22 protein-coding genes are annotated in these 19,295 nt (G+C 63.7%); 12 read left to right on the top strand and 10 right to left on the bottom strand.

The features are described 5' to 3' along the window. Window positions 1-15 precede the first annotated feature (15 nt). Genes NKJ58_RS09950 through NKJ58_RS09930 form a run of 5 tightly spaced genes read right to left on the bottom strand, consistent with a single transcriptional unit; the run spans window position 16 to window position 4,587 of the window. Window positions 16-1,131, bottom strand: a complete 1,116-nt coding sequence (locus NKJ58_RS09950) for an ABC transporter ATP-binding protein (RefSeq protein ID WP_023683285.1) — start codon at window positions 1,129-1,131, stop codon at window positions 16-18. Continuing rightward, window positions 1,128-1,925, bottom strand: coding sequence for an ABC transporter permease (locus NKJ58_RS09945; protein ID WP_023683284.1), 798 nt, complete (start codon window positions 1,923-1,925; stop codon window positions 1,128-1,130). Before NKJ58_RS09945 ends, NKJ58_RS09950 begins: the two co-directional genes overlap by 4 nt. Next, window positions 1,925-2,797 (bottom strand): ABC transporter permease, encoded by an 873-nt coding sequence (locus NKJ58_RS09940; protein ID WP_023683283.1) that lies wholly within the window; start codon window positions 2,795-2,797, stop codon window positions 1,925-1,927. The genes NKJ58_RS09945 and NKJ58_RS09940 overlap by 1 nt, the downstream gene beginning before the upstream one ends. A 22-nt stretch (window positions 2,798-2,819) precedes the next feature. Continuing rightward, a complete protein-coding gene (locus tag NKJ58_RS09935) occupies window positions 2,820-3,896 on the bottom strand; it encodes an extracellular solute-binding protein (protein WP_023683282.1) in 1,077 nt (358 codons plus the stop codon). Window positions 3,897-3,933: 37 nt separating this feature from the next. Then, entirely contained in the window at window positions 3,934-4,587 is a 654-nt protein-coding gene (locus tag NKJ58_RS09930; protein ID WP_027049833.1) for a helix-turn-helix domain-containing protein, read from the bottom strand. A gap of 529 nt (window positions 4,588-5,116) precedes the next feature. Here NKJ58_RS09930 and NKJ58_RS09925 point away from each other — a divergent pair. After that, a complete protein-coding gene (locus tag NKJ58_RS09925) occupies window positions 5,117-5,431 on the top strand; it encodes a hypothetical protein (protein ID WP_155921527.1) in 315 nt (104 codons plus the stop codon). Window positions 5,432-5,470: 39 nt separating this feature from the next. Here NKJ58_RS09925 and NKJ58_RS09920 read toward each other — a convergent pair whose 3' ends face one another. Then, a complete protein-coding gene (locus NKJ58_RS09920) occupies window positions 5,471-5,770 on the bottom strand; it encodes a putative quinol monooxygenase (protein ID WP_023683279.1) in 300 nt (99 codons plus the stop codon). 123 nt (window positions 5,771-5,893) lie between these two features. Between NKJ58_RS09920 and flhA the strand changes: the two genes are divergently transcribed. The 7 genes from flhA to NKJ58_RS09885 all read left to right on the top strand — a co-directional run bounded on the left by flhA (window position 5,894) and on the right by NKJ58_RS09885 (window position 11,466). Beyond that, window positions 5,894-7,981: a flagellar biosynthesis protein FlhA gene (flhA, locus tag NKJ58_RS09915; RefSeq protein ID WP_352853048.1), complete on the top strand. Its 2,088-nt coding sequence runs from the start codon at window positions 5,894-5,896 to the stop codon at window positions 7,979-7,981. Next, window positions 7,978-8,730, top strand: coding sequence for a flagellar biosynthetic protein FliR (fliR, locus tag NKJ58_RS09910; protein WP_023686374.1), 753 nt, complete (start codon window positions 7,978-7,980; stop codon window positions 8,728-8,730). Before flhA ends, fliR begins: the two co-directional genes overlap by 4 nt. A gap of 1 nt (window position 8,731) precedes the next feature. After that, window positions 8,732-9,115: a hypothetical protein gene (locus tag NKJ58_RS09905; protein ID WP_023740974.1), complete on the top strand. Its 384-nt coding sequence runs from the start codon at window positions 8,732-8,734 to the stop codon at window positions 9,113-9,115. Between the two features lie 291 nt (window positions 9,116-9,406). Then, entirely contained in the window at window positions 9,407-9,979 is a 573-nt protein-coding gene (locus NKJ58_RS09900; protein ID WP_023703994.1) for a rod-binding protein, read from the top strand. 13 nt (window positions 9,980-9,992) lie between these two features. Further along, window positions 9,993-10,409, top strand: a complete 417-nt coding sequence (locus NKJ58_RS09895; protein ID WP_023671919.1) for a hypothetical protein — start codon at window positions 9,993-9,995, stop codon at window positions 10,407-10,409. Window positions 10,410-10,437: 28 nt separating this feature from the next. Then, the gene (locus tag NKJ58_RS09890; RefSeq protein WP_023671920.1) at window positions 10,438-10,986 is read left to right on the top strand and encodes a hypothetical protein; all 549 of its coding nucleotides are present in this window, start codon (window positions 10,438-10,440) and stop codon (window positions 10,984-10,986) included. 195 nt (window positions 10,987-11,181) lie between these two features. Next, entirely contained in the window at window positions 11,182-11,466 is a 285-nt protein-coding gene (locus NKJ58_RS09885) for an SCP2 sterol-binding domain-containing protein (protein WP_023751319.1), read from the top strand. Window positions 11,467-11,534: 68 nt separating this feature from the next. Here the strand turns inward: NKJ58_RS09885 and NKJ58_RS09880 are convergent, their stop codons facing one another. Both NKJ58_RS09880 and odc2 read right to left on the bottom strand, forming a co-directional pair. Further along, complete coding sequence (locus NKJ58_RS09880) at window positions 11,535-12,206, bottom strand: GNAT family N-acetyltransferase (protein WP_023751320.1); 672 nt, start codon at window positions 12,204-12,206, stop codon at window positions 11,535-11,537. Window positions 12,207-12,353: 147 nt separating this feature from the next. Then, entirely contained in the window at window positions 12,354-13,487 is a 1,134-nt protein-coding gene (gene odc2 / locus NKJ58_RS09875) for an ornithine/lysine decarboxylase (RefSeq protein ID WP_023671923.1), read from the bottom strand. A gap of 541 nt (window positions 13,488-14,028) precedes the next feature. Here odc2 and NKJ58_RS09870 point away from each other — a divergent pair. The 4 genes from NKJ58_RS09870 (at window position 14,029) to NKJ58_RS09855 (ending at window position 18,054) form a co-directional block, all read left to right on the top strand. Further along, window positions 14,029-15,228, top strand: coding sequence for an amidase (locus NKJ58_RS09870; protein WP_352853047.1), 1,200 nt, complete (start codon window positions 14,029-14,031; stop codon window positions 15,226-15,228). A 2-nt stretch (window positions 15,229-15,230) separates the two neighbouring features. Then, window positions 15,231-16,130, top strand: a complete 900-nt coding sequence (locus tag NKJ58_RS09865; RefSeq protein WP_023703999.1) for a LysR family transcriptional regulator — start codon at window positions 15,231-15,233, stop codon at window positions 16,128-16,130. A gap of 89 nt (window positions 16,131-16,219) precedes the next feature. After that, the gene (locus tag NKJ58_RS09860; protein ID WP_023671926.1) at window positions 16,220-16,888 is read left to right on the top strand and encodes a DUF1007 family protein; all 669 of its coding nucleotides are present in this window, start codon (window positions 16,220-16,222) and stop codon (window positions 16,886-16,888) included. 8 nt (window positions 16,889-16,896) lie between these two features. Continuing rightward, on the top strand, window positions 16,897-18,054 hold the full coding sequence (locus NKJ58_RS09855; RefSeq protein WP_502902290.1) for a nickel/cobalt transporter: 1,158 nt from the start codon (window positions 16,897-16,899) through the stop codon (window positions 18,052-18,054). Window positions 18,055-18,064: 10 nt separating this feature from the next. Here the strand turns inward: NKJ58_RS09855 and denD are convergent, their stop codons facing one another. Together denD and NKJ58_RS09845 are read right to left on the bottom strand one after the other, a co-directional pair. Beyond that, window positions 18,065-19,048, bottom strand: coding sequence for a D-erythronate dehydrogenase (gene denD, locus NKJ58_RS09850; RefSeq protein WP_352499076.1), 984 nt, complete (start codon window positions 19,046-19,048; stop codon window positions 18,065-18,067). Window positions 19,049-19,059: 11 nt separating this feature from the next. After that, window positions 19,060-19,266 (bottom strand): hypothetical protein, encoded by a 207-nt coding sequence (locus NKJ58_RS09845; RefSeq protein ID WP_352499163.1) that lies wholly within the window; start codon window positions 19,264-19,266, stop codon window positions 19,060-19,062. Window positions 19,267-19,295: the final 29 nt, after the last annotated feature.

Raw genomic sequence — 19,295 nt, 5'->3', positions numbered from 1 at the left:
TCAGGCCAGATGGAATCAGGTGAGTGTGGTGTCGGCGCTTGCGTCGTCCGCCAGCAGCTTGGCGTCGCTGCCGTCGAAGCAGAGCTCGACCTTGTCGCCGAGGCCAAAACTCTCGCCGGTCAGCGGTGAGCGCACGATCGCGGCCGAGCCGTCGGCGAGCTTAACTTCGTATTTCGATTCCGAGCCGAGATAGATGGCTTCCGCGATCGTCCCCGACAGGCGGTTGGCGCCATTGGCAGCACTTTGGCCGGCTCTTCGGATCGCGAGCTTTTCGGGACGCAGCAGCATCACCGGGCTGGCTTCTCCCGACAGCTTACGCGGTACCGTCACCGTCTCGCCGGCGATGCTCAGCGCGGTGCTGTTGCCATCGCTGCGCGCCTCGCCGCGCAGCACGGTGGAATCGCCGATGAAGCGGCCGACGAACAGCGTTGCCGGCTCGTCATAGAGCTGGCGGCCGGTGCCGACCTGCTCGATGTGCCCGCGGTTAAACACGGCGACGCGGTCGGACAGCACCAGCGCCTCTTCCTGGTCGTGCGTGACATAGACGAAGGTGGTGCCGAGCTCGCGGTGGATGCGCTTGATCTCGAGCTGCAGCCATTCGCGCAGCTTCTTGTCGAGCGCGCCGAGCGGCTCGTCCATCAGGAGCAGCGGCGGGTCGAAGACGATGGCGCGCGCCAGCGCCACGCGCTGCTGCTGGCCGCCCGACAATTCGCTGGGATAGCGATGCGCGAAATCGCCCATCTTGACCATGTCGAGCGCCCTTGCCACGCGTGTCTGCCGCGTCGCCTGGTCGACGCCGCGCAGCGTCAGCGGATAGGCGACGTTGCGGCCGACGCTCATATGCGGGAACAGCGCGTAATGCTGGAAGACGACGCCGATGTTGCGCTTGTGCGCCGGCACGCCGACGACGCTTTTTTCCCCGACCAGAAGCTTGCCGCTGGTGACATCGGTGAAACCGGCAATCACGTTGAGCGTCGTCGTCTTGCCCGAGCCGCTGGGGCCGAGCAGCGTCATGAACTCGCCGGGCTCGATGCGCAGCGACACGCCGTCCAGCGCCTTGAAGCCGCCATAGGCCTTGCTGATCGCTTCGAGATCGATCGCCGCGCCCTTGCTTGTCGGCTTCGGATTCATTGGCGTCCTTTCCGCTCGCGGCCAAGAAGGAGCATGCCGCCGCCGATCAGGATCGTGGTCGCGAAAAGCAGGATCGTGCCGACAGCCGCCACCGTCGGATCTGCGTCGCGCGTGATCGAGGCAAAAATCTGCACCGGCAATGTCTTGAGATAGGGGTTGGTGATGAACAGCGACACGACAATCTCGTCGAACGAGGTGGCGAAAGCGAACAGCAGGCCGGAGAGCACGCCCGGCGCGATCAGCGGCAGCGTCACCGTGCGAAACGTGGTCAGTGCGCCGGCGCCCAGGCTGGCTGCGGCTGTCTCCAGCCGGCGGTCGAACACTTCGAGACTGGCCGAGACCGCGATCAGCACGAAGGGCAGCGCAAGGATGGTGTGGGCCAGCACGAAGCCGAGCAGCGTCCCGACGAGCTGCGTGTCGAGATAGACGGCATAGATGCCGATCGCCAGCACCACGCCCGGCACCACCATCGGCGTCAGCATCAGCATGCGTAAAAGGTTCGCCGGCCGCGCCTTCATGCGGTCGAGGCCGAAGGCGGCAAGCGTGCCGAGCACCGTTGCCACGACGGCAACGATGGAGGCGACTTTCAGCGAGTTCAGGAAGCTGTTCGACCAGTCCGGATTGGTGGCGAAATTCTGGTACCACTGCCAGGAAAAGCCTTGCGGCGGAAAGGCCAGCGATTTGTTTTCGTTGAACGACATCGGCACCACGACCAGCGTCGGCGCCACCAGCCATATCGCCACCAGCAGGCAGACGAGCCCGAGAAGAACGCGGGTGAGCGGCTTCATCTCCATCAGCGCCGCCCCGCTTCCCGATGACTGGACCGCATCACGGGTGCTGCCAGCGCCAGCAGCACGAAGGTGGTGACCAGCAGAACGACGCCCATGGCGCCGCCCCTGCCCCATTGCAGCAGGCTCAGCACCTGCGTCTGCACCAGCGTCGACAGCATGGTCGAGCGCGGGCCGCCGAGCAAAGCAGGCGTGATGTAGAAGCCGAGCGACAGGATGAAGACGATGATCGCGCCGGCATAGACGCCGGGCAGCGACAGCGGCAGATAGACGGTGAAGAACGCGCGCGACGGCCGCGCACCGAGGCTTTGCGCCGCACGCATCAGCCTGAGGTCGATGCCTTGCATCACGGAATAGAGCGGCAGGATCATGAACGGCAACAGCACCTGCGCCATGCCGATGACCACGCCGGTCTGGGTGCGGATCAGCTTGACGCCGCCGAACCCGACCGAGCGCAGCAACGAATTGATGACGCCCGAATCCTGCAGCAGGATCACCCATGACAGCGTTCGCACCACACCACTCACCCAGAACGGGATCAGCACGCAAAGCACAAGCACCAGCCGGACGCGCGGCCCGACCGCGGTCATCAGATAGGCATAGGGATAGGCCGCGATGACGCACACCAGCGTCACCCAGGCCGAGATGACAAAGGTCCGCTGCAGCACCGTCAGGTTCACCGGCGCACCGAAGAACCAGGCATAGTTCTGCAGCCCCCACTCAGGTTCCGACAGGCTGCGCAGCACGATGGTGAGCAGCGGGTAGCCGATCACCGCGACAAGCAGGATGAGCGCCGGCGCCGTGAGCGCGAACGGCCGCCATGCCCGACCGGGCCGCACATCGGCGGCGGGTTGGGCGATGGGTTCGGACGCGCTCACGGCCTGGCTCTCACTCGGCTGTTCAGTTGCCTGCCATCAGCGCCGACCACTTCTCCTGCGCCACCGGGAAGTTCTCGACCCAGAACTTGATGTTCTGCTTGTAACCCTGCTTCTGGCGCTCTGGCGTGTTGGTCAGGAAGGCGGCGACCGACGCATCGACCTTTGGCTGCGCGTCATTGTTGATCGGCGTATAGGAGGTCTGCTGCGCCAGGATCTCCTGCGGCCCCTTGCCGAGATAGGCATTGAGCAGCGCATAAGCCGCATCCGTATCCTTGACGCCGACCGGAATGGTCATCTGGTCCATCACCACCAGCCAGTCCTGCCAGGCCGGCGCATATTTGGCGCCGTTCTTCACCGCCGTCATGGCACGGCCCGTCCACATCATCAGCATGTCGGCCTCGCCGGACTCGGCGAGTTGCTGCGATTCAGCGCCGGTCTTCCAGTAGATCGTGTCGGGGCCGAGCTTGCGGATCACGTCGATGGATTTGTCGATGTCGGCCACCGTCATCGCCTTCGGATCGCCGCCCGACGCCTTCAACGCCTGCTCCAGCAGGCCACCGGTCGGATCGCCGGAACCATCCAGCGCGCGCACGCCCGGGAATTTTGCCGTGTCGAAGAAATCGGCCCAGCTCTTGGGCGGGTTATCCCCATACTTCTCCTTGTTGTACATCAGCACGACGCCGTAGTTCATCGCCGGCACCGAGCATTCGCCGACCTGGCCCTCGGGCACCTTGGAGACGTCAAGCTTGCTGAAATCAAGCTTCTGGAACAGCTTGCCGCAATAGACGTAAGGCGGCAGGTCGGCGGTGTCGACGACGTCCCAGGTGACGTTGCCGGATTCGACCTGCGCCTGCAGCTTGGCGATCTCTGTCGGCCCGTCATTGAGCAGCGTGGCGCCGGACTTTTCGACGAACTCCTTGAGCGCGGCGGCCTGGCCGTCCTGGTAGATGCCGCCATAGGAGACGAGCGTCAGCGTCTTTCCCTTGAGCGAGCCTTCCTTGACCTCACCCGCGACAGGCTTTTCCTGCGCGAACGCTGCGGTTGCCAGAACGCCGAGCGCCAGCACGGCGCCAAGGCCAAGATGTCTTGTTTTCAGCATGATTATTGTTCTCCCATTTGACCCGCATGGATTGAACCTACCTGGCTGCGAGCGGTTTCCAGGCCCTGTATTGATCGAGTTCGGCGCGCACCGAAGTCGGTGGCGCAATGATCCACATCACCTCGGCTCGACCACTGCCGATGTTCTCTGAGCGATGTGCTGTCGATGTCGCGTATTCGATGCTGTCGCCCTCTTCCAGCACATGCCTGACATCGCCGAGCGAAACCTCGACGATGCCGCGCAGCACGACGAGCATCTCGTGCGCGTCGCCATGGGTGTAGAGCGCTGGGCCGGTCGAGCCGCCGATTTCGAACTCGCCGACATAGACTTCCATGTCGCTTAAAGGGGGACGCGAGAGCAGCATCTTGCGGCAGCCGTCGCTGGGCGGCAGGCTCGGCCGCTCGCTGCGCAGCAAGACCCCGCGCTGCCCGGCGGCACTATCCTCGAACAGCATCGCCACGCTCACCCCAAGCGCCGAGGCCATCTGGTTGAGCGAGGCGGTGCTGGCGCCGGTCAGGCCGCGCTCGAGCTGGCTGATGAAGCTGGCGCTGGTCCCGGTCAGCTCGGCGAGTTCGCGCAGCGAAAGCCGCCGGCCGAGACGCAGGCTCTTCAGCCGCTGGCCCAGCATCTGATGGGCATGCGTCGCCGTCGAGGCGACGCCATTCTTGACCGGAGCCTGGTCGGTGCTCATCCCGTCTTTTTCTCCCACTGAACAATTTGTACAGTGACACTGTACACGTGGCAAGCGCCGAGTAGGGACATTTAAGATGCCGGCCGAGGCCTAGTCTTCGCCCGACAGGTCGCGCCGCGCCTTGTCGAGTTCCTCGGCGTAGCGCCGTATCAGATGGCCCTCGGTCAAAAGCCCGACAACGGCCCGGTTGTCGAAATTCTCGACCACCGCCAGTTCCTCCGCGACGGCGCGCTGGAAGTTTCGGCGGTGGACTGGACGTTCATGGTCGGCACCAGCACCGCATGCCGGAATTTGGCCGGCGCCAGCACCGGCGTCTCACCATCGGACGGATCGCTGTGCAGTTCGGCGACGATCAGCACGGCGACATAATGCCGGCTGCTTGCGGCGCCATTCTGGCGCTGAGGCGCAGTCAGGCTTGCCGCCCCGCTTCAATTCCCCGCGAGCGTGTCGAGGTATATGAGCGATCGCTTACGCAATCGACGCAGCTGTGTTATTTTTGGCCGTCTCTATTTCCCTCAAGGAGGAGAAGATGAGTGCGCGGGGATTTTTTTCATTAGCTGTTGGCATGATTTTTTTGAGCTCGTCTGCGGTGAGCAATTCAAGCATGGATATGCCGGTTAGGTCTGTTGTGTCACACCCGATGTCTCTTTTTTTGGCGGGAGGCAATCCGGAAAACCAAAGCCGGCCGGCAAAGGAATTTATCCAGACTGCACAACAAGATGTTTGCTGTCCTGGCGGCTACCCTTGGTATCGCAATTCGACGAACACCTGCTACGGCAGCTATGAAGACTGCCACGATACCGATGGCGGCGGATGGTCCTGCAGACAGGTCAACGCCTGCTAGACTTTCTTGGGCCTACGCCTTCTTGACTGTGCCCGGTCCTCAGATCGGCTTCGGCTCGCCGGCCTCGTAGAGCATGAGGTTGCGCTCGCCTATGCCGAGCGATGCCCAGCTCGCCCGCCAATCGGCGATGTGAGGCGAGCGGAAATGCGCGTCGAGCGCGGCCCTGTCGCTCCACACCTCGGTTACATGGATGAGCCCGACGTCGAGCACGTCCTGCGCGTAGGAGTATTCGATGCAGCCGGGCTCCGCACGGCTGCCCAGTATCATGCGCCGCATGGCCGGCCTTGCCTCGTCGAGCCGTTGCGCAGGCAGGCGAATGGTGCCGATGATCACCAGCATGATCTCTCTCCTCAAGGCCTCTGTCGTCCTGGCAAGTAACCAGTCCTCCCACCCTCGCGCAAGCTTGACCGGTTAGGCTCGAAGGGCTGTCGCGTGCTCGGCAGGCTTGTGATTGGGGACGATATGGCCGTCAGCGAAAGCTTAGCGACAGGAACAGTGGCCAAGAACGGCCGCGATGTCTTCTTCGCCATCGGCATCGTCATCATCCTGGCCGTGCTGTTCCTCCCGATCCCGGCCTTCCTCATCGACATCGGCCTCGCCTTCTCGATCGCACTGTCGGTGCTGATCCTGATGGTGGCGCTGTGGATCCAGCGGCCGCTCGATTTCTCGTCCTTCCCGACCGTGCTGCTGATCGCCACCATGCTACGGCTATCGCTCAACATCGCCACCACGCGCATGATCCTGTCGCACGGCAATGAGGGCACGCACGCCGCCGGCTATGTCATCGCCGGCTTCTCCAAACTTGTGATGGCCAGCGATTTCGTCATCGGCCTGATCGTCTTCATGATCCTGATTGTGGTCAACTTCATCGTCATCACCAAAGGCGCCACCCGTATTGCCGAAGTCGGCGCCCGCTTCACCCTCGACGCCATCCCCGGCAAGCAGATGTCGATCGACGCCGACCTGTCCGCCGGCATGATCGACGACAAGACAGCGCAACTGCGCCGCCGCGAGCTGGAAGAGGAATCCTCCTTCTTCGGCTCGATGGACGGCGCCTCGAAATTCGTCCGCGGCGACGCCATTGCCGGCCTCATCATCACCGCCATCAACATCGTCGGCGGCATCGCCATCGGTTACATCAGGCACGGCATGGGCATGGGCGAAGCCGCCGATGTCTTCATCAAACTGTCGGTCGGCGACGGCCTCGTCACCCAGATCCCGGCGCTTATCGTTTCGCTCGCCGCCGGCCTGCTTGTGTCCAAGGGCGGCACGCGCGGCTCGACCAACCAGGCGGTGTTCGGCCAGCTCGGTGCGCATCCGCGCGCGCTCTATGTCGCGGCCTCGCTGCTCGTCCTGCTCGGCCTGATGCCCGGCCTGCCGTTCTTCCCGTTCTTCACGCTAGCCGCCGGCATGGCCGGCCTTGGCTACGTCATCCCGATGCGCGCCAACCGCGAGGCTGCCGCCGCCGAAGCGATCAAGGATCTGGAGAAGGCGAACAAGGTCGAGGAAGAGAAGAACTCGGTCAAGGCTTCGCTGACCACCGCCGAGATCGAGCTTCTGATCGGCAAACAGCTGTCGACGCGGCTGCTGGTGTCGCATCAGGAACTGGTGTTCCGCATGGCCAAGATGCGCAAGAAATTTGCCACGCAATATGGCTTCGTCGTGCCGGAAGTGCGCGTCGCCGACGGTTTCGGCATCCCGCCGAAAAGCTACCAGATCAAGGTCCACGGCACCGTCGTCGCCGAATACCAGATGCGCGTCGGCGAGATCATGGTGCTGCTCGGCAACCGGGATTTGCCCGACGTTCCCGGCGAGGAAATCCGCGAGCCGGCCTTCGGCATGCGCGCCTTCTCGGTGCTCGAAACCTTCGACGAGGATCTGAAGCGCGAGAACTACACCTTTGCCGACAACATGTCGGTGCTGCTCACCCATTTGTCCGAGGTGATCCGCAACAACCTGCCGCAGCTTCTGTCCTACAAGGACATGAAGGCGCTGCTCGAGCGCCAGGATCCGGAATACCGCAAGCTCGCCGACGAGATCTGCACCTCGCACATCTCCTATCCCGGCCTGCAGGCGGTGCTGAAATTGCTGCTGGCCGAACGCGTATCGATCCGCAACCTGCATTTGATCATCGAGGCCATCGCCGAGATCGCGCCGCATGTGCGCCGCACCGAGCAGATCGTCGAGCATGTCCGCATCCGCATGGCCCAACAGATCTGCGGCGATCTCTCCGAGGGCGGCATGCTCAAGGTGCTGCGCCTCGGCAACCGCTGGGACCTCGCCTTCCACCAGAGCCTCAAGCGCGACGCCAAGGGCGAGGTGCGCGAATTCGACATCGACCCGCGCCAGCTGGAGGAATTCGGCCAGGACGCGACCAAGGCGATCCGCAAGCATCTCGAGGCCGGCGAGCGTTTTGTCCTCGTCACCGCGCCCGATGCGCGGCCTTATGTGCGCATGATCATCGAGCGCCTGTTCACGACGCTTCCCGTTCTCTCCCATGTCGAAATCGCCAAGGGCGTCGAGATCAAGGTGCTCGGGACGATCTCGTGAACATACTGTCGCAAGGCGTCGTCATCGCCGCCTTCCTCGCCTTCTGTCGCATCGGCGCCTGCTTCATGCTGATGCCGGGCCTGTCCAGCGCCCGCGTGCCGATCCAGGTTCGGCTGTTCGCGTCGATCGCCGCAACCGGTGGCCTGCTCGCCTTCCTGTGGGACAAGATCTTTCCCTTCGTCGATGCGCGTCCGCAGGTGCTGGCGCCGATGATCATCTCCGAACTTTTGGTCGGCGGGCTGATCGGCGCGATGACCAGGCTTTACATGGAGGCGCTGCGCTTCATGGGTTCGGCCATCGCCATGCTGATCGGCTATGGTGGCACCGGCGGCCCCGCCATCGAGGAGCCGGAGCCGCAGGCGGCCCTCGCCGCCATCATCTCGTTTTCAGCGTTGCTGCTGCTCTTCGTCTTCGATTTCGACCACGAGATCATCCGCGCTCTGGTCGCCTCCTACACGGTGGCGCCGGTCAACGTCTTCTTCAACCCGCAGGCCGCACTGGTCGATCTCACCGACACGGTGTCGGACGCCTTTTTCCTGGTCATCCGGCTCGGCAGCCCGTTCATCGCCTATGCCATCCTCGTCAATTTGACCATCGGCTTCGTCAACAAGCTGACGCCGCAGATTCCGGTCTACTTCATCTCGCTGCCTTTCGTCATCGCCGGCGGCATGATCATCTTCTACTTCGCCATCGGCACCATGCTGTCGCTGTTCGTCGACGGCTTTGTCGATCTGACGCTGGCGAGGTGAGATGAGCACGCGCAAGGAACGGCTGAAGAAACTGGTCAAGGTGCAGGAGCAGCTGAAGGCCCTGCACGAGACGCGCCATGCGGCCTTCCTGGCGGCGGCCGCAACCGCCGAGACCGAAGCCAGGGAACTTGTCCAGCATTTCGACGCCGATCAGTCGCTGGCGGTGCTGTTCCCTGACCTCTACCATCGCCGCATCGCCAATGCGCTGGTCCGGCAGGAAGCGAGCTTGGAAAGCGCCAGGCAGGAGGTCACGCTCATCGCCACTGCGACGGCGCGCACCAACATGGTCGAGCGCGCCTACAAGGACGTGCGCCGACAGGACGAACGCGAACGCTCCGACCGCGACCGGCTCGATCTGATCGCGCAGAAGCGCGGGCAGGAATAATCGAAAGTTAAAGCCGCGTCACTTGCGGACGGCGTTCGGTTTCGTTCCGTGCGGCGGGCTGTATTGGGTGTACGGCGCCGTGTTCGGCCTCTGCGCCTACGCCACCTACGATCTGACCATGGCGACGCCGGCAGCGCCCACCGCAAACGACCAGATCGCATCGACCCAGCCGGACTTGCCGCTGCTGATAGCAATGGCCCAGCATCCGGCGAAGGATTTCAAACCGGCAAGCCTGCCACAAGCTTGTTGCGGCATGGTCGCTCAGGAAACCCGGCAAAGAGGCGGACTTTCTTGGCGATTTCTCCACCCAGTGACATCGTTCTCGATGTTGCCCGAGCCGTCGACCCGGCGGATATCGAGGCTGCCCGTGCCGCGCTGGCCAAGCGGGCCAACGGCGTTGGCGGTAATTTTTCTGTCGACATGGCTGCTTCGGTCGATGCCGGCTCGATCCTGTCGCGCGCTACCGCCGACACGGCCGCCGCAAATGCCGATCCCGCCAGCAAGTTCAAGAAGTTCGAGGCGATGGTCTTGCAGACCTTCATCCAAAACATGCTGCCCAAGGACACCGAGGGCGTCTACGGCAAGGGGCTGGCCGGCGACATGTGGAAATCGCAGCTTGCCGAGCGTGTCGCCGACGTCATGGCCGAGCGCGGCGGGATCGGCATCGCCAAATCGCTGCTCGCCGACCACTACAAGGACGGCAAGCGCACCGTGCCGATCGGCCCGGTGTCAACCGGGCCGCACAAGACCGAGATCGACCAGCAGACCCGGCTGTCCACCTCGCTGGTCGAGGAATTGCAGCGCAAGGCCGCACGGTCGATGACCGGCGACGAGACGACCATCAAAACCGAAATCAAGATCTAGACCAGGATTTTCAATGGCCGATTTTTCAAAATACTCTTCCAACCTGCCGGCGCGTACGTCCGAAGCGCCGATCCCGTTTGCACGGCCGGGCAACCTTGCCGCCATCATCGGCCGCATCGAGGAAGCGGTCGAGGAAGAGACGGCCGGTTTGAAGAACGACACCAGCTATGACCTCAAGGCCTCCAACGCCCGCAAGAGCCGCTACCTCTATGAGCTGACCCGCGCCATGAAGGGCGCCAACGAGATCGAATTCCTGGAACAGCATCGCGACAGTCTGGCGCGGCTGCGCCAGAAGCTCGCGAAAAACGAGGCTGCAATCCTCGCCCACCTCAACGCGGTCAACGAAGTCGCCACGCTGTTGAAGAACGCCATTCAGCGCGCCGAAGCCGACGGCACATACTCGGCCGGCGAATTCGGTTGGGCGAGCTGATGATCTCGGCAACAGGCGGGAACAACCGGTGATCAAATTCATCGCCGCCGCGATCTGGATCTGCGCCGCCACGCTTGGCGCGGTGTTCTATTCGTTCCAGGCGGCCGGTGAGCGCGGCGTCGGCGAGACGCCGAAACCGATGCTGGGTGGCCTCGACTACGTCAAGACCGACATCATCTCGGTGCCGCTGATCCGCGATTCCAAGATCGACGGCTATTTCCTCACCAAGCTCGTCTACACGGTCGAGCCGGCCGAGATAAAGAAGATGTCGATCCCGGCCGAAGCGCTGATGACCGATCAGGTCTATTCCTATCTCTACTCCAATCCTCAGATCGACTTCACCAAGAAGGAAACCATCGATCTCGATGCCTTCCGCAAGGCCATACGCGACACCGTCAACGCCCGCGTCGGCGCCGACCTGGTGCATGAAGTGCTGATAGACCAAGTCAACTTCCTGACCAAGGATGAAATCCGCGACAACGCCATGCGCCGCCGCAAGGATCCGGCCACGCGGACCGAACCGGCCCCGGCGGAATCGGCCCAGGCCGAGGCGGCGAAGCCCGCTGCTGAACACTAACCTTCATCGCAGGGTGAATGTTCTCTGCCGCATTCCTTCCGACTGAAACGAGATGACGCATCGCGCGTTGACGTTTACGTCAACTCGAAGCTATATGCGCCAAGCGACCAGGATCGCGGCACGCGCGAGACAGCGACTTCGGCGGAGGCCGGTCACTGAAGCGCGGCAAAACGCAACGAGACCAGGAGAACAGTCATGAGCGTTCAGGACATTGCCGAGAAGATGAGGTCGCGCGTGGCGAGCGCCGGGTTCGAACATTCCGTGAAGTTCGATACCGGCAGTGACGGCGTCATCGTCATCGACGGCGCAACCGTCTCGACCACCGACGCGACGACCGACTGCACCATAAAGCTGTCGCTCGACGATCTGGATTCGCTGATCGCCGGCGACCTCAACCCGACCATGGCGTTCATGTCCGGCAAGATAAAGGTCGAAGGCGATATGTCGGCCGCCATGGCGCTCAGCCAACTGATCGGCTGAGCCCTTCGCAAAAACAAACGCCGCCCTCGCTGAAATGCAAAGGACCGGCGGCGTTTGTTTTTGGACAATCAGGCGGCCAGCGACAGCCTCTGTGCCTTGAGCTTGCGACCTGCAGCCCTCAGCGTGCCACGCGCGCCGTCGAGCGCACCATCGATCAGTTCCAGCGCCAGCAGGCGGTGCCGCTCGTACGGACCAGGCATGGCGAGCGCGCCGGTCTTCTCCGCCGAGAAGCCGAAGCGGCCATAGTAAGGCGCATCGCCGACCAGCAGCACCGCGGCATGGCCGAGACGCGCGGCCTCGGCCAAAGCATGGCGCATCAGCGCCGAGCCGATGCCGGCGTTCTTCAGCGCCGGATCGACGGCGAGCGGTCCGAGCAGGAGCGCCGCCGGGCCACCCTCGCCCAGCCTTACATCCCACAGCCGCACAGTGCCGATCACCGCGCCCGCCGCATCACGCGCCACGAAGGCGAGGCCTTCGGAAGGCCGGCGGCCACGCCGCAGCTTCTCCGACGATTTCTTGCGCCGCATCGGGCCCATGGCGCGATCGAGCAACGCTTCACGCGATGCGATGTCTGCCGCAGTTTCGGCGACGACAACAATGGCGCGGGCAATCTCCCCCCTCGAGGGGGAGATGTCGCCGAAGGCGACAGAGGGGGTCGGCACGACCTGACGCGACACCGCGTCGTGGACGAGGGATGCCGGCGCTTCACGCGAGACGACCCCCTCTGGCCTGCCTGCCATCTCCCCCTCAAGGGGGGAGATTCCCACGGCACCGTCAATGTAATTTACAATGTCCATTTCCGCGATCCTTCACGAGCGGAGCTTGTTCCACAGGCGAACCCGGGCGGACGCAAACGTCCGCCTGGGGTGATCTGAAGGCCGAAGCCGTCAGATCACGTAGGATCGGAGAGGCTCGAAGCCGTTGAAGGCGACCGCCGAGTAGGTGGTCGTGTAGGCGCCGGTGCCTTCGATCAGCACATCGTCGCCGATGGTCAGCGACAGAGGCAGCGGATACGGCGTCTTCTCGTACATCACGTCGGCCGAATCGCAGGTCGGGCCGGCGAGCACGCAAGGTGCGGTCTCCGAACCGTCATGGCGGGTGACGATCGGATAGCGGATCGCCTCGTCCATCGTCTCGGCCAGACCGCCGAACTTGCCGATGTCGAGGAACACCCAGCGCACATTGTCGTTTTCGGCCTTCTTCGAGATCAGCACGACTTCCGACTTGATGACGCCGGCATTGCCGACCATGCCGCGGCCCGGCTCGATGATGGTCTCAGGGATCGCATTGCCGAAATGCTTGCGCAGCGCCGAGAAGATGGCCTGGCCATAGGCCTGGGCCGCCGGCACATCACGCAGATAGCGCGTCGGGAAACCGCCGCCCATATTGACCATCTTCAGGACGATGCCTTCGTCGGCGAGCGTGGCGAACACCTTCTTGGCGTCGGCCAGCGCACGGTCCCAAGCCGTCAGGTCGGTCTGCTGCGAGCCGACATGGAACGACACGCCATAGGCGTCGAGGCCGAGCGTCCTGGCGTGGCGCAGCACATCGACGGCCATCGCCGGCACGCAGCCGAACTTGCGCGACAGCGGCCACTCGGCGCCTTCGCCGTCGGTCAAAACGCGGCAGAACACGCGCGCGCCGGGAGCGACGCGGGCGATCTTGTCGACCTCCTCGACGCAGTCGACGGCAAACAGCCGAATGCCGAGCTGGTAGGCGCGTGCAATGTCACGCTCCTTCTTGATGGTGTTGCCGAAGGAGATGCGGTCCGCCGGCGCACCGGCGTCCATCGCCATCTCGACCTCGGCAACGGAAGCGGTGTCGAAGGACGAGCCCATCGCAGCAAGCAGGCGCAGGATCTCCGGCGCAGGGTTTGCTTTCACCGCATAGTAGATTCTGGAATCGGGCAGCGCCTTCTCGAAGGCACGGAAATTGTCGCGCACGACATCGAGGTCGACGACGAGGCAGGGGCCGGACGGACGTCGGGTGGCGAGGAAGTCGAGGATGCGCTGGGTGGCCATCGGGGTCTCTCCATTAACGCCTTGCGGCGCGCAATAAGGCTGCGGGACGCGGGCTTTCGGCCTCGCGAACACGCGGTCAAACAAAGGCGGGACGGAAATCCATGGAACCAGCCGGTGGAGACCCCGGAACCATGAAACGCCGTCTCGCGGCGGTGAACCTTGGCCTTGCCCGGCCTCGGTTCGCTTTGTCTGCCTTGGCTTGGATGGGAGACCCGTCCGCACTGCCGGCAATGAAGGTGTGCCTCTTCAGTAACCCCGGTCTTTGGACGACCGGCAGAACACCAGAAAGGCCCGCACCGTCGTTGCTTCAAGGTGTCCTCGGGCTGGCGGTTGGCCGCTAGACCGACTGGAGGGGTTAGCTCCAGTTACCTTACCGATTTCCCTCACCATTCGAGGATCGGCGGACACCCACAGGCACGTGCGACTTTGGGCAGGCGCGATATAAGATCGAAAGATTTCACAATCAATAAAAATCGTACTCAAGGTTGTAAAATTTCCGGCATCGAACAATGCTGGGCCTACTGTATACGGATATCGAACGATGCCAGGCACGCACGGCCCGCTCAACGCCCTTCTCGACCTGCGTCGAATGCCGGTGGCCAATGCGGAACTGGGGCCACTGGCCGGGCTGCGCCTGGCTGTGAAGGACATTTACGACGTCGCCGGCTACCGCACCGGTTGCGGCAATCCGGTGAAGTTCGACGAGGCGCATGCCGCGTCCAGCACGGCACCGGCCGTGCAGATGATTCTCGACGCAGGCGCGCGTTTCATTGGCAAGACGCAGACCGACGAGTTCGCTTTCTCGCTGATGGGCCAGAACGCGCATTTTCCGTTTCCGGTGAACCCGGCCGCTCCCGATCGCGTCACCGGCGGCTCGTCCTCCGGCTCGGCGGCGGCGGTGGCCGGCAAGCTTGCCGATATCGCCACCGGCTCCGACACCGGCGGCTCGATCCGCGCCCCGGCGAGCTTTTGCGGGTTGATCGGGCTGCGCACCACGCATGGCCGCATCTCGCTCGAAGGCACGATGAAGCTGGCGCCGAGCTTCGATACGTTCGGATGGTTCGCCGACGACATCGAAACCTATGAGACGATCGGCAAATTGCTGCTCGGCCGCGACCCGCATCCGTATCCGCTCACCCGGCCGCTTTCGATCCGCTGGCTGGACGCTTTCGTGGCCGGCCCCGCCGAGGCAGCCGAATATGCCAGGATGAGAGCGCTGGCCGCCGGTCTTGTCGGTGAGCCGGCGCCGGTAGAGTACAGCTTCGCCTCCTTCCCCGACGAGCTCTACTGGTGCTTTCGCCGCCTCCAGGCCGCCGAGGCCTGGCAGCAGCATGGCGCCTGGATCATTTCGGGCGAGCGCGATCTCGGGCCGGGCGTCGAGGAGCGCTTTGGTTTCGGCCGGACAATCTACGAAAAGACCGCGCGGGCCGAGGCGGTGCGCCGCTTGACGTTCCGCTCCGAGCTAGCCGCGCTGCTCGGCCAGGACGGGTTTCTTGTCCTGCCTACCGTTCCAGGCCCCGCACCTCTGGTCAAAAGCGAGCCGCAGCAGCTCCAGGCCTACCGCGAAAGGGCCTTGCATCTTTTGTGCCTTTCGGGTCTTTCAGGCTTTCCGCAAATCACCCTGCCGCTGGGCTCGGTTGACGGCGCCCCTTTCGGCCTCTCGCTGCTCGGTCCTCCCGGCAGCGACATTGCCCTGATACGGCTCGGCCGGCGAATTCTCGATGCGGTACGAAAGGCTTGATGATGGATACACTGACCCGCATGCGCGCCTTCATCGACGTCGTCGAGGCCGAAGGCTTTTCGGCGGCCGCGCGCAAGATCGGTCGCTCCAAGGCGCTGCTGTCGAAATATGTGCGCGAACTCGAAGACGAACTCGGCGCGCTGCTGCTCAACCGCACCACGCGGCAGTTCTCGTTGACTGAGGCCGGCCATACCTATTACAGCCGCGCTTCGGAAATCGTGCGCGAGGTCGACAGCCTAGCCGACGCCGTGCGCGAATCCTCCGGCGACGTGCGCGGCAGGATCAAGCTCTCCGCGGCGCGCACCTTCGCCGACGCGCCGATAGGCCAGTCGCTCATCGACTTCGCCAGACAGCATCCCGACATCGTGCTCGACATCCATCTCGACGACCGTTTTGTCGATCTGGTCGAGGAAGGTTTCGATCTTGCCGTGCGCATCTCGCGCCTGGAGAACTCATCGCTGATCGCCCGCCGCCTGGGGCCGTTTTCGATCAAGCTTTGCGCCTCGCCGGAGCTGATCGCCAAGCACGGCAAGCCGACGCGCCCGCAGGATCTCGCCAACTTGCCCTGCATCGTCGACACCAATGGCCGCTCGCTCGCCAACTGGCGCTTCCGGGGCGATGGCGAGGAGTCAGTCAGTGTCAACGTATCGGGTCCGATCGAGGTCAACAGCCCGATGGCCGCGCGAGCCGCCGCCGTGTCCGGTCTGGGCTTCACCATCCTGCCGGATTTCATCGCCGCGCCCGACCTCGCATCCGGGCTGCTGGTGTCGTTGCTCGACGACCGCATCCAGTCGGGCAGCGGCATTTTCGCCGTCTACCCGCACCGTCGCTATCTGCCGGCCAAGGTCCGTGTCTTCGTCGATTTCCTGGTGCAATGGTTCAAGAACCGCGAGAGCGCTTGAGCCGGTCCTGCCGTGCCGCGGTCCCAATTTCGCCCCGTTTCTGGTAACCTCTCGAAATCTCTCCGAGGCCGATGGAACAGCGACCGAGAATGCATCTGAAACGGCACGCAATCATGCTGGCTTCGGCCCTGGCGACGACTTTTGCCTCCGTCGGAGCGGCTGGCGCGCATCCTCATGTCTTCGCCGAGGCCCGCCTCGACGTGATCCTCTCGCCGGATCACCAAAGTGTGAAAGCGCTGCGTCACCTCTGGCGTTTCGATGATCTGTTTTCGAGTACGGTGATGATGGAGTTCGACAAGAACTCCGACCTGAAGCTTGACGACAAGGAGCTGAAGGATGTCGCCGACACAGTTCATGCCTCGCTGGCCGAATTCAACTATTTCCAGCTCGTCACCGTCGACGGCAAGGACGTGCCTATGACGCCGCCACCGCATCTGATGGCCAATTTCGACAACGACCAGTTGATCATCCTGTTCGAATCCGAACCCAAGGTGCCGATCAAGCTCGCCGGCAAGATCGATTTCGGCGTCTACGATCCAACCTTCTACACAGCGATCGACTTCACCGAGGATAGCAACATCACGGTGGAAGGCCTGCCCTCGAACTGCACCAAGAGCGTCATCCGGCCTGATCCAGACGAGGCGATCAAGGAAAACCAGAAGACCCTGACGGACGCGTTCTTCAACGACCCGACAGGCACCGACATGAGCAAGATCTTCGCCACCAAGCTCGAACTGAATTGCCCGCCAGAAGGATAGATCCGGTGATGAAACCGTCCCTGCGTTTGGCATTCGGCCTCGTGGCCGCTGCCCTGCTGATGACGCACTTTCTCGGGCAGGCCCATGCCCAGAGCTCACTCGGCATCGGTGTCAATGACGGCATGGCGCCCACGACCGGCCCGTTCGCCCACATCCTGATGTGGATCAATCTGCGCCAGCAGGAATTCTACCGCGCACTGGCCACGGCGATGAAAGCAATGCGCGAGGACGGCAGCAAGATGTGGCTGCTGATCGGCCTGTCCTTCGCCTACGGCATTTTCCACGCCGCCGGCCCCGGCCACGGCAAGGCGGTGATCTCGTCCTACATGGTGGCCAATGAAGTGGCGCTCAGGCGCGGTATCCTGCTCTCCTTCGTCTCGGCGCTGCTGCAGGGCCTGACCGCGATCCTGGTGATGCTGCTTGCCTATTTCGTCCTGCGCGGCACCGCGATCTCGATGACCGACGCAGCCTGGTTCATGGAGATCATGAGCTATGTCTTCGTCACTTTGTTCGGCGCCTGGCTGCTGTGGCGCAAGCTTGGGCTCACGGTCCAGCGCTGGTTCGGCAGGGCGCCCGCCTACAGCTTGTCGGCAGCCCACGCCGGTCATTCCCATAGCGGCCATTCGCATGCCGGTCACAGCCACGCGGCGCATGCGCATTCGCACGCCTTGCATGTGCATCACGACCATTCGCATGATCATCACGATCACGCCGCGCACGACCACGACACGCACGATCATTCCCATCACGACCACGCTCATCACGATCACCCAGCCGGCGAGGTCTGCGACACATGCGGCCATTCGCATGCGCCCGATCCGGCGCTGCTGTCGGGCGATCGCTTCGACTGGCGCACGGCCTGGTCGGCAGTAGCCGCCGTCGGCATCCGTCCCTGCTCCGGCGCGCTGATTGTGCTCAGCTTCGCGCTGCTCAACGGCCTGTGGCTCGGCGGCCTGCTCTCGGTGCTGGCGATGTCGATCGGCACCGCCATCACAGTCTCGGCGCTGGCGACGATCGCGGTGACAGCCAAGAACTGGGCGGTCTATTTCGCCGGCGACGGCCGCATGGGCAACCGCATCCACACAGTCGTCGAAATCGGCGGCGCCGCCTTCGTCTTCCTGTTCGGGCTGTTGCTGTTGTCGGCGAGCCTGTCCGGAGCTGTGTGACCTCGGCGGGTCAGGCCTGACCCGCGATATCTCCGCCCAGCTCATCCTCGATATGAGCGCGGATGATTTCATCGAAACTGTTTTCGGCGCTGAAGCCGAGGTCCCTTGCACGGCGCGCCTCGAAGCGCGTCGGCCAACCCTTGACGATCGCCCAGATCGTTTCGTCGGGCTCCTCACGGATCAGGCTCGCCACCTCGGCGCCTGCAGTGCGCTCCAGCGCCTCGATCTGCTCGCCGACGGTGACGGCAACGCCGGGCATGGTGAGGTTGCGGCGCGGCCCGACAGCGGCACCGTCGAGCCCGGCGGCATGGATCAGGAATCCGACCGCAGAGCGCGGGCTGGCATGGGTGTGCAGCACCGAGCGCGGCACCGGCAGGATCGCCTCGTGGCCGCTCAGCGGCTCGCGGATGATGCCGGAGAAGAAACCTGACGCCGCCTTGTTCGGCTTGCCGGGCCGCACGCAGATGGTCGGCAGCCTTATGCCGATGCCGTCGAAGAAGCCGCGCCTGGAATAGTCGGCCAGCAGCGCTTCGCTCATCTGCTTCTGCGTGCCGTAGGAGGTCAGCGGCGTCGGGTGGAAATCGTCCGGGATCACATCCGGGAACGGCGCGCCGAACACCGCGATCGACGAGGTAAAGACGAGGCGCGGCGAAAAGCCCGCCAGCCGCACGGCGTCGAACAGCGCCCGTGTGCCGTCGAGATTGACGCGGTAGCCGAGATCGAAATTGGCTTCCGCCTCACCCGACACGATGCCGGCGAGATGGAACATGACGTCGGGGCGTGAGGCGACCAGGCTCTCGGCAGCACCGGCGTCGGCAAGGTCGCCGGTATGCGTGGCGATGCTGACGCCGTCCATCGCCGGCGCCTGCGGCGGCACGATATCGTGCAGGTCGAGCCCGGTGATCTTGCGGCCGTTGAGCGTGCCGTCCCTGGCCAGCCGGTCGACAAGTTTGCGGCCGACCATGCCGGCGGCGCCAGTAATCAGGATGCGCATTTCAAAGCCTCTTATTTGCCCTTGTTCTGGCTGCGACCCCGCAACCAGAACACCAGAAAGAATGCCAGCACGAAGGCGATGCCGACGATGCCGGCAAGTACGGTCGAGACATTGCCGATGGCCAGCATCACGGTCGGCAGATAGAACGCCGCGATGCCGAACAGCAGCATGATCCAGGCTGCGGCAATCAGCGCGTTTCGCGTGTCGCGGTCCATCATGCCGTCCCGCCACAGCGGGAACTCGTCAA

Source organism: Mesorhizobium sp. M0139 (assembly GCF_040322455.1).
Lineage (GTDB): Bacteria > Pseudomonadota > Alphaproteobacteria > Rhizobiales > Rhizobiaceae > Mesorhizobium.
Note: the sequence above shows the minus strand (reverse complement) of the source record. Positions and strands in the feature narration are given on the sequence as shown.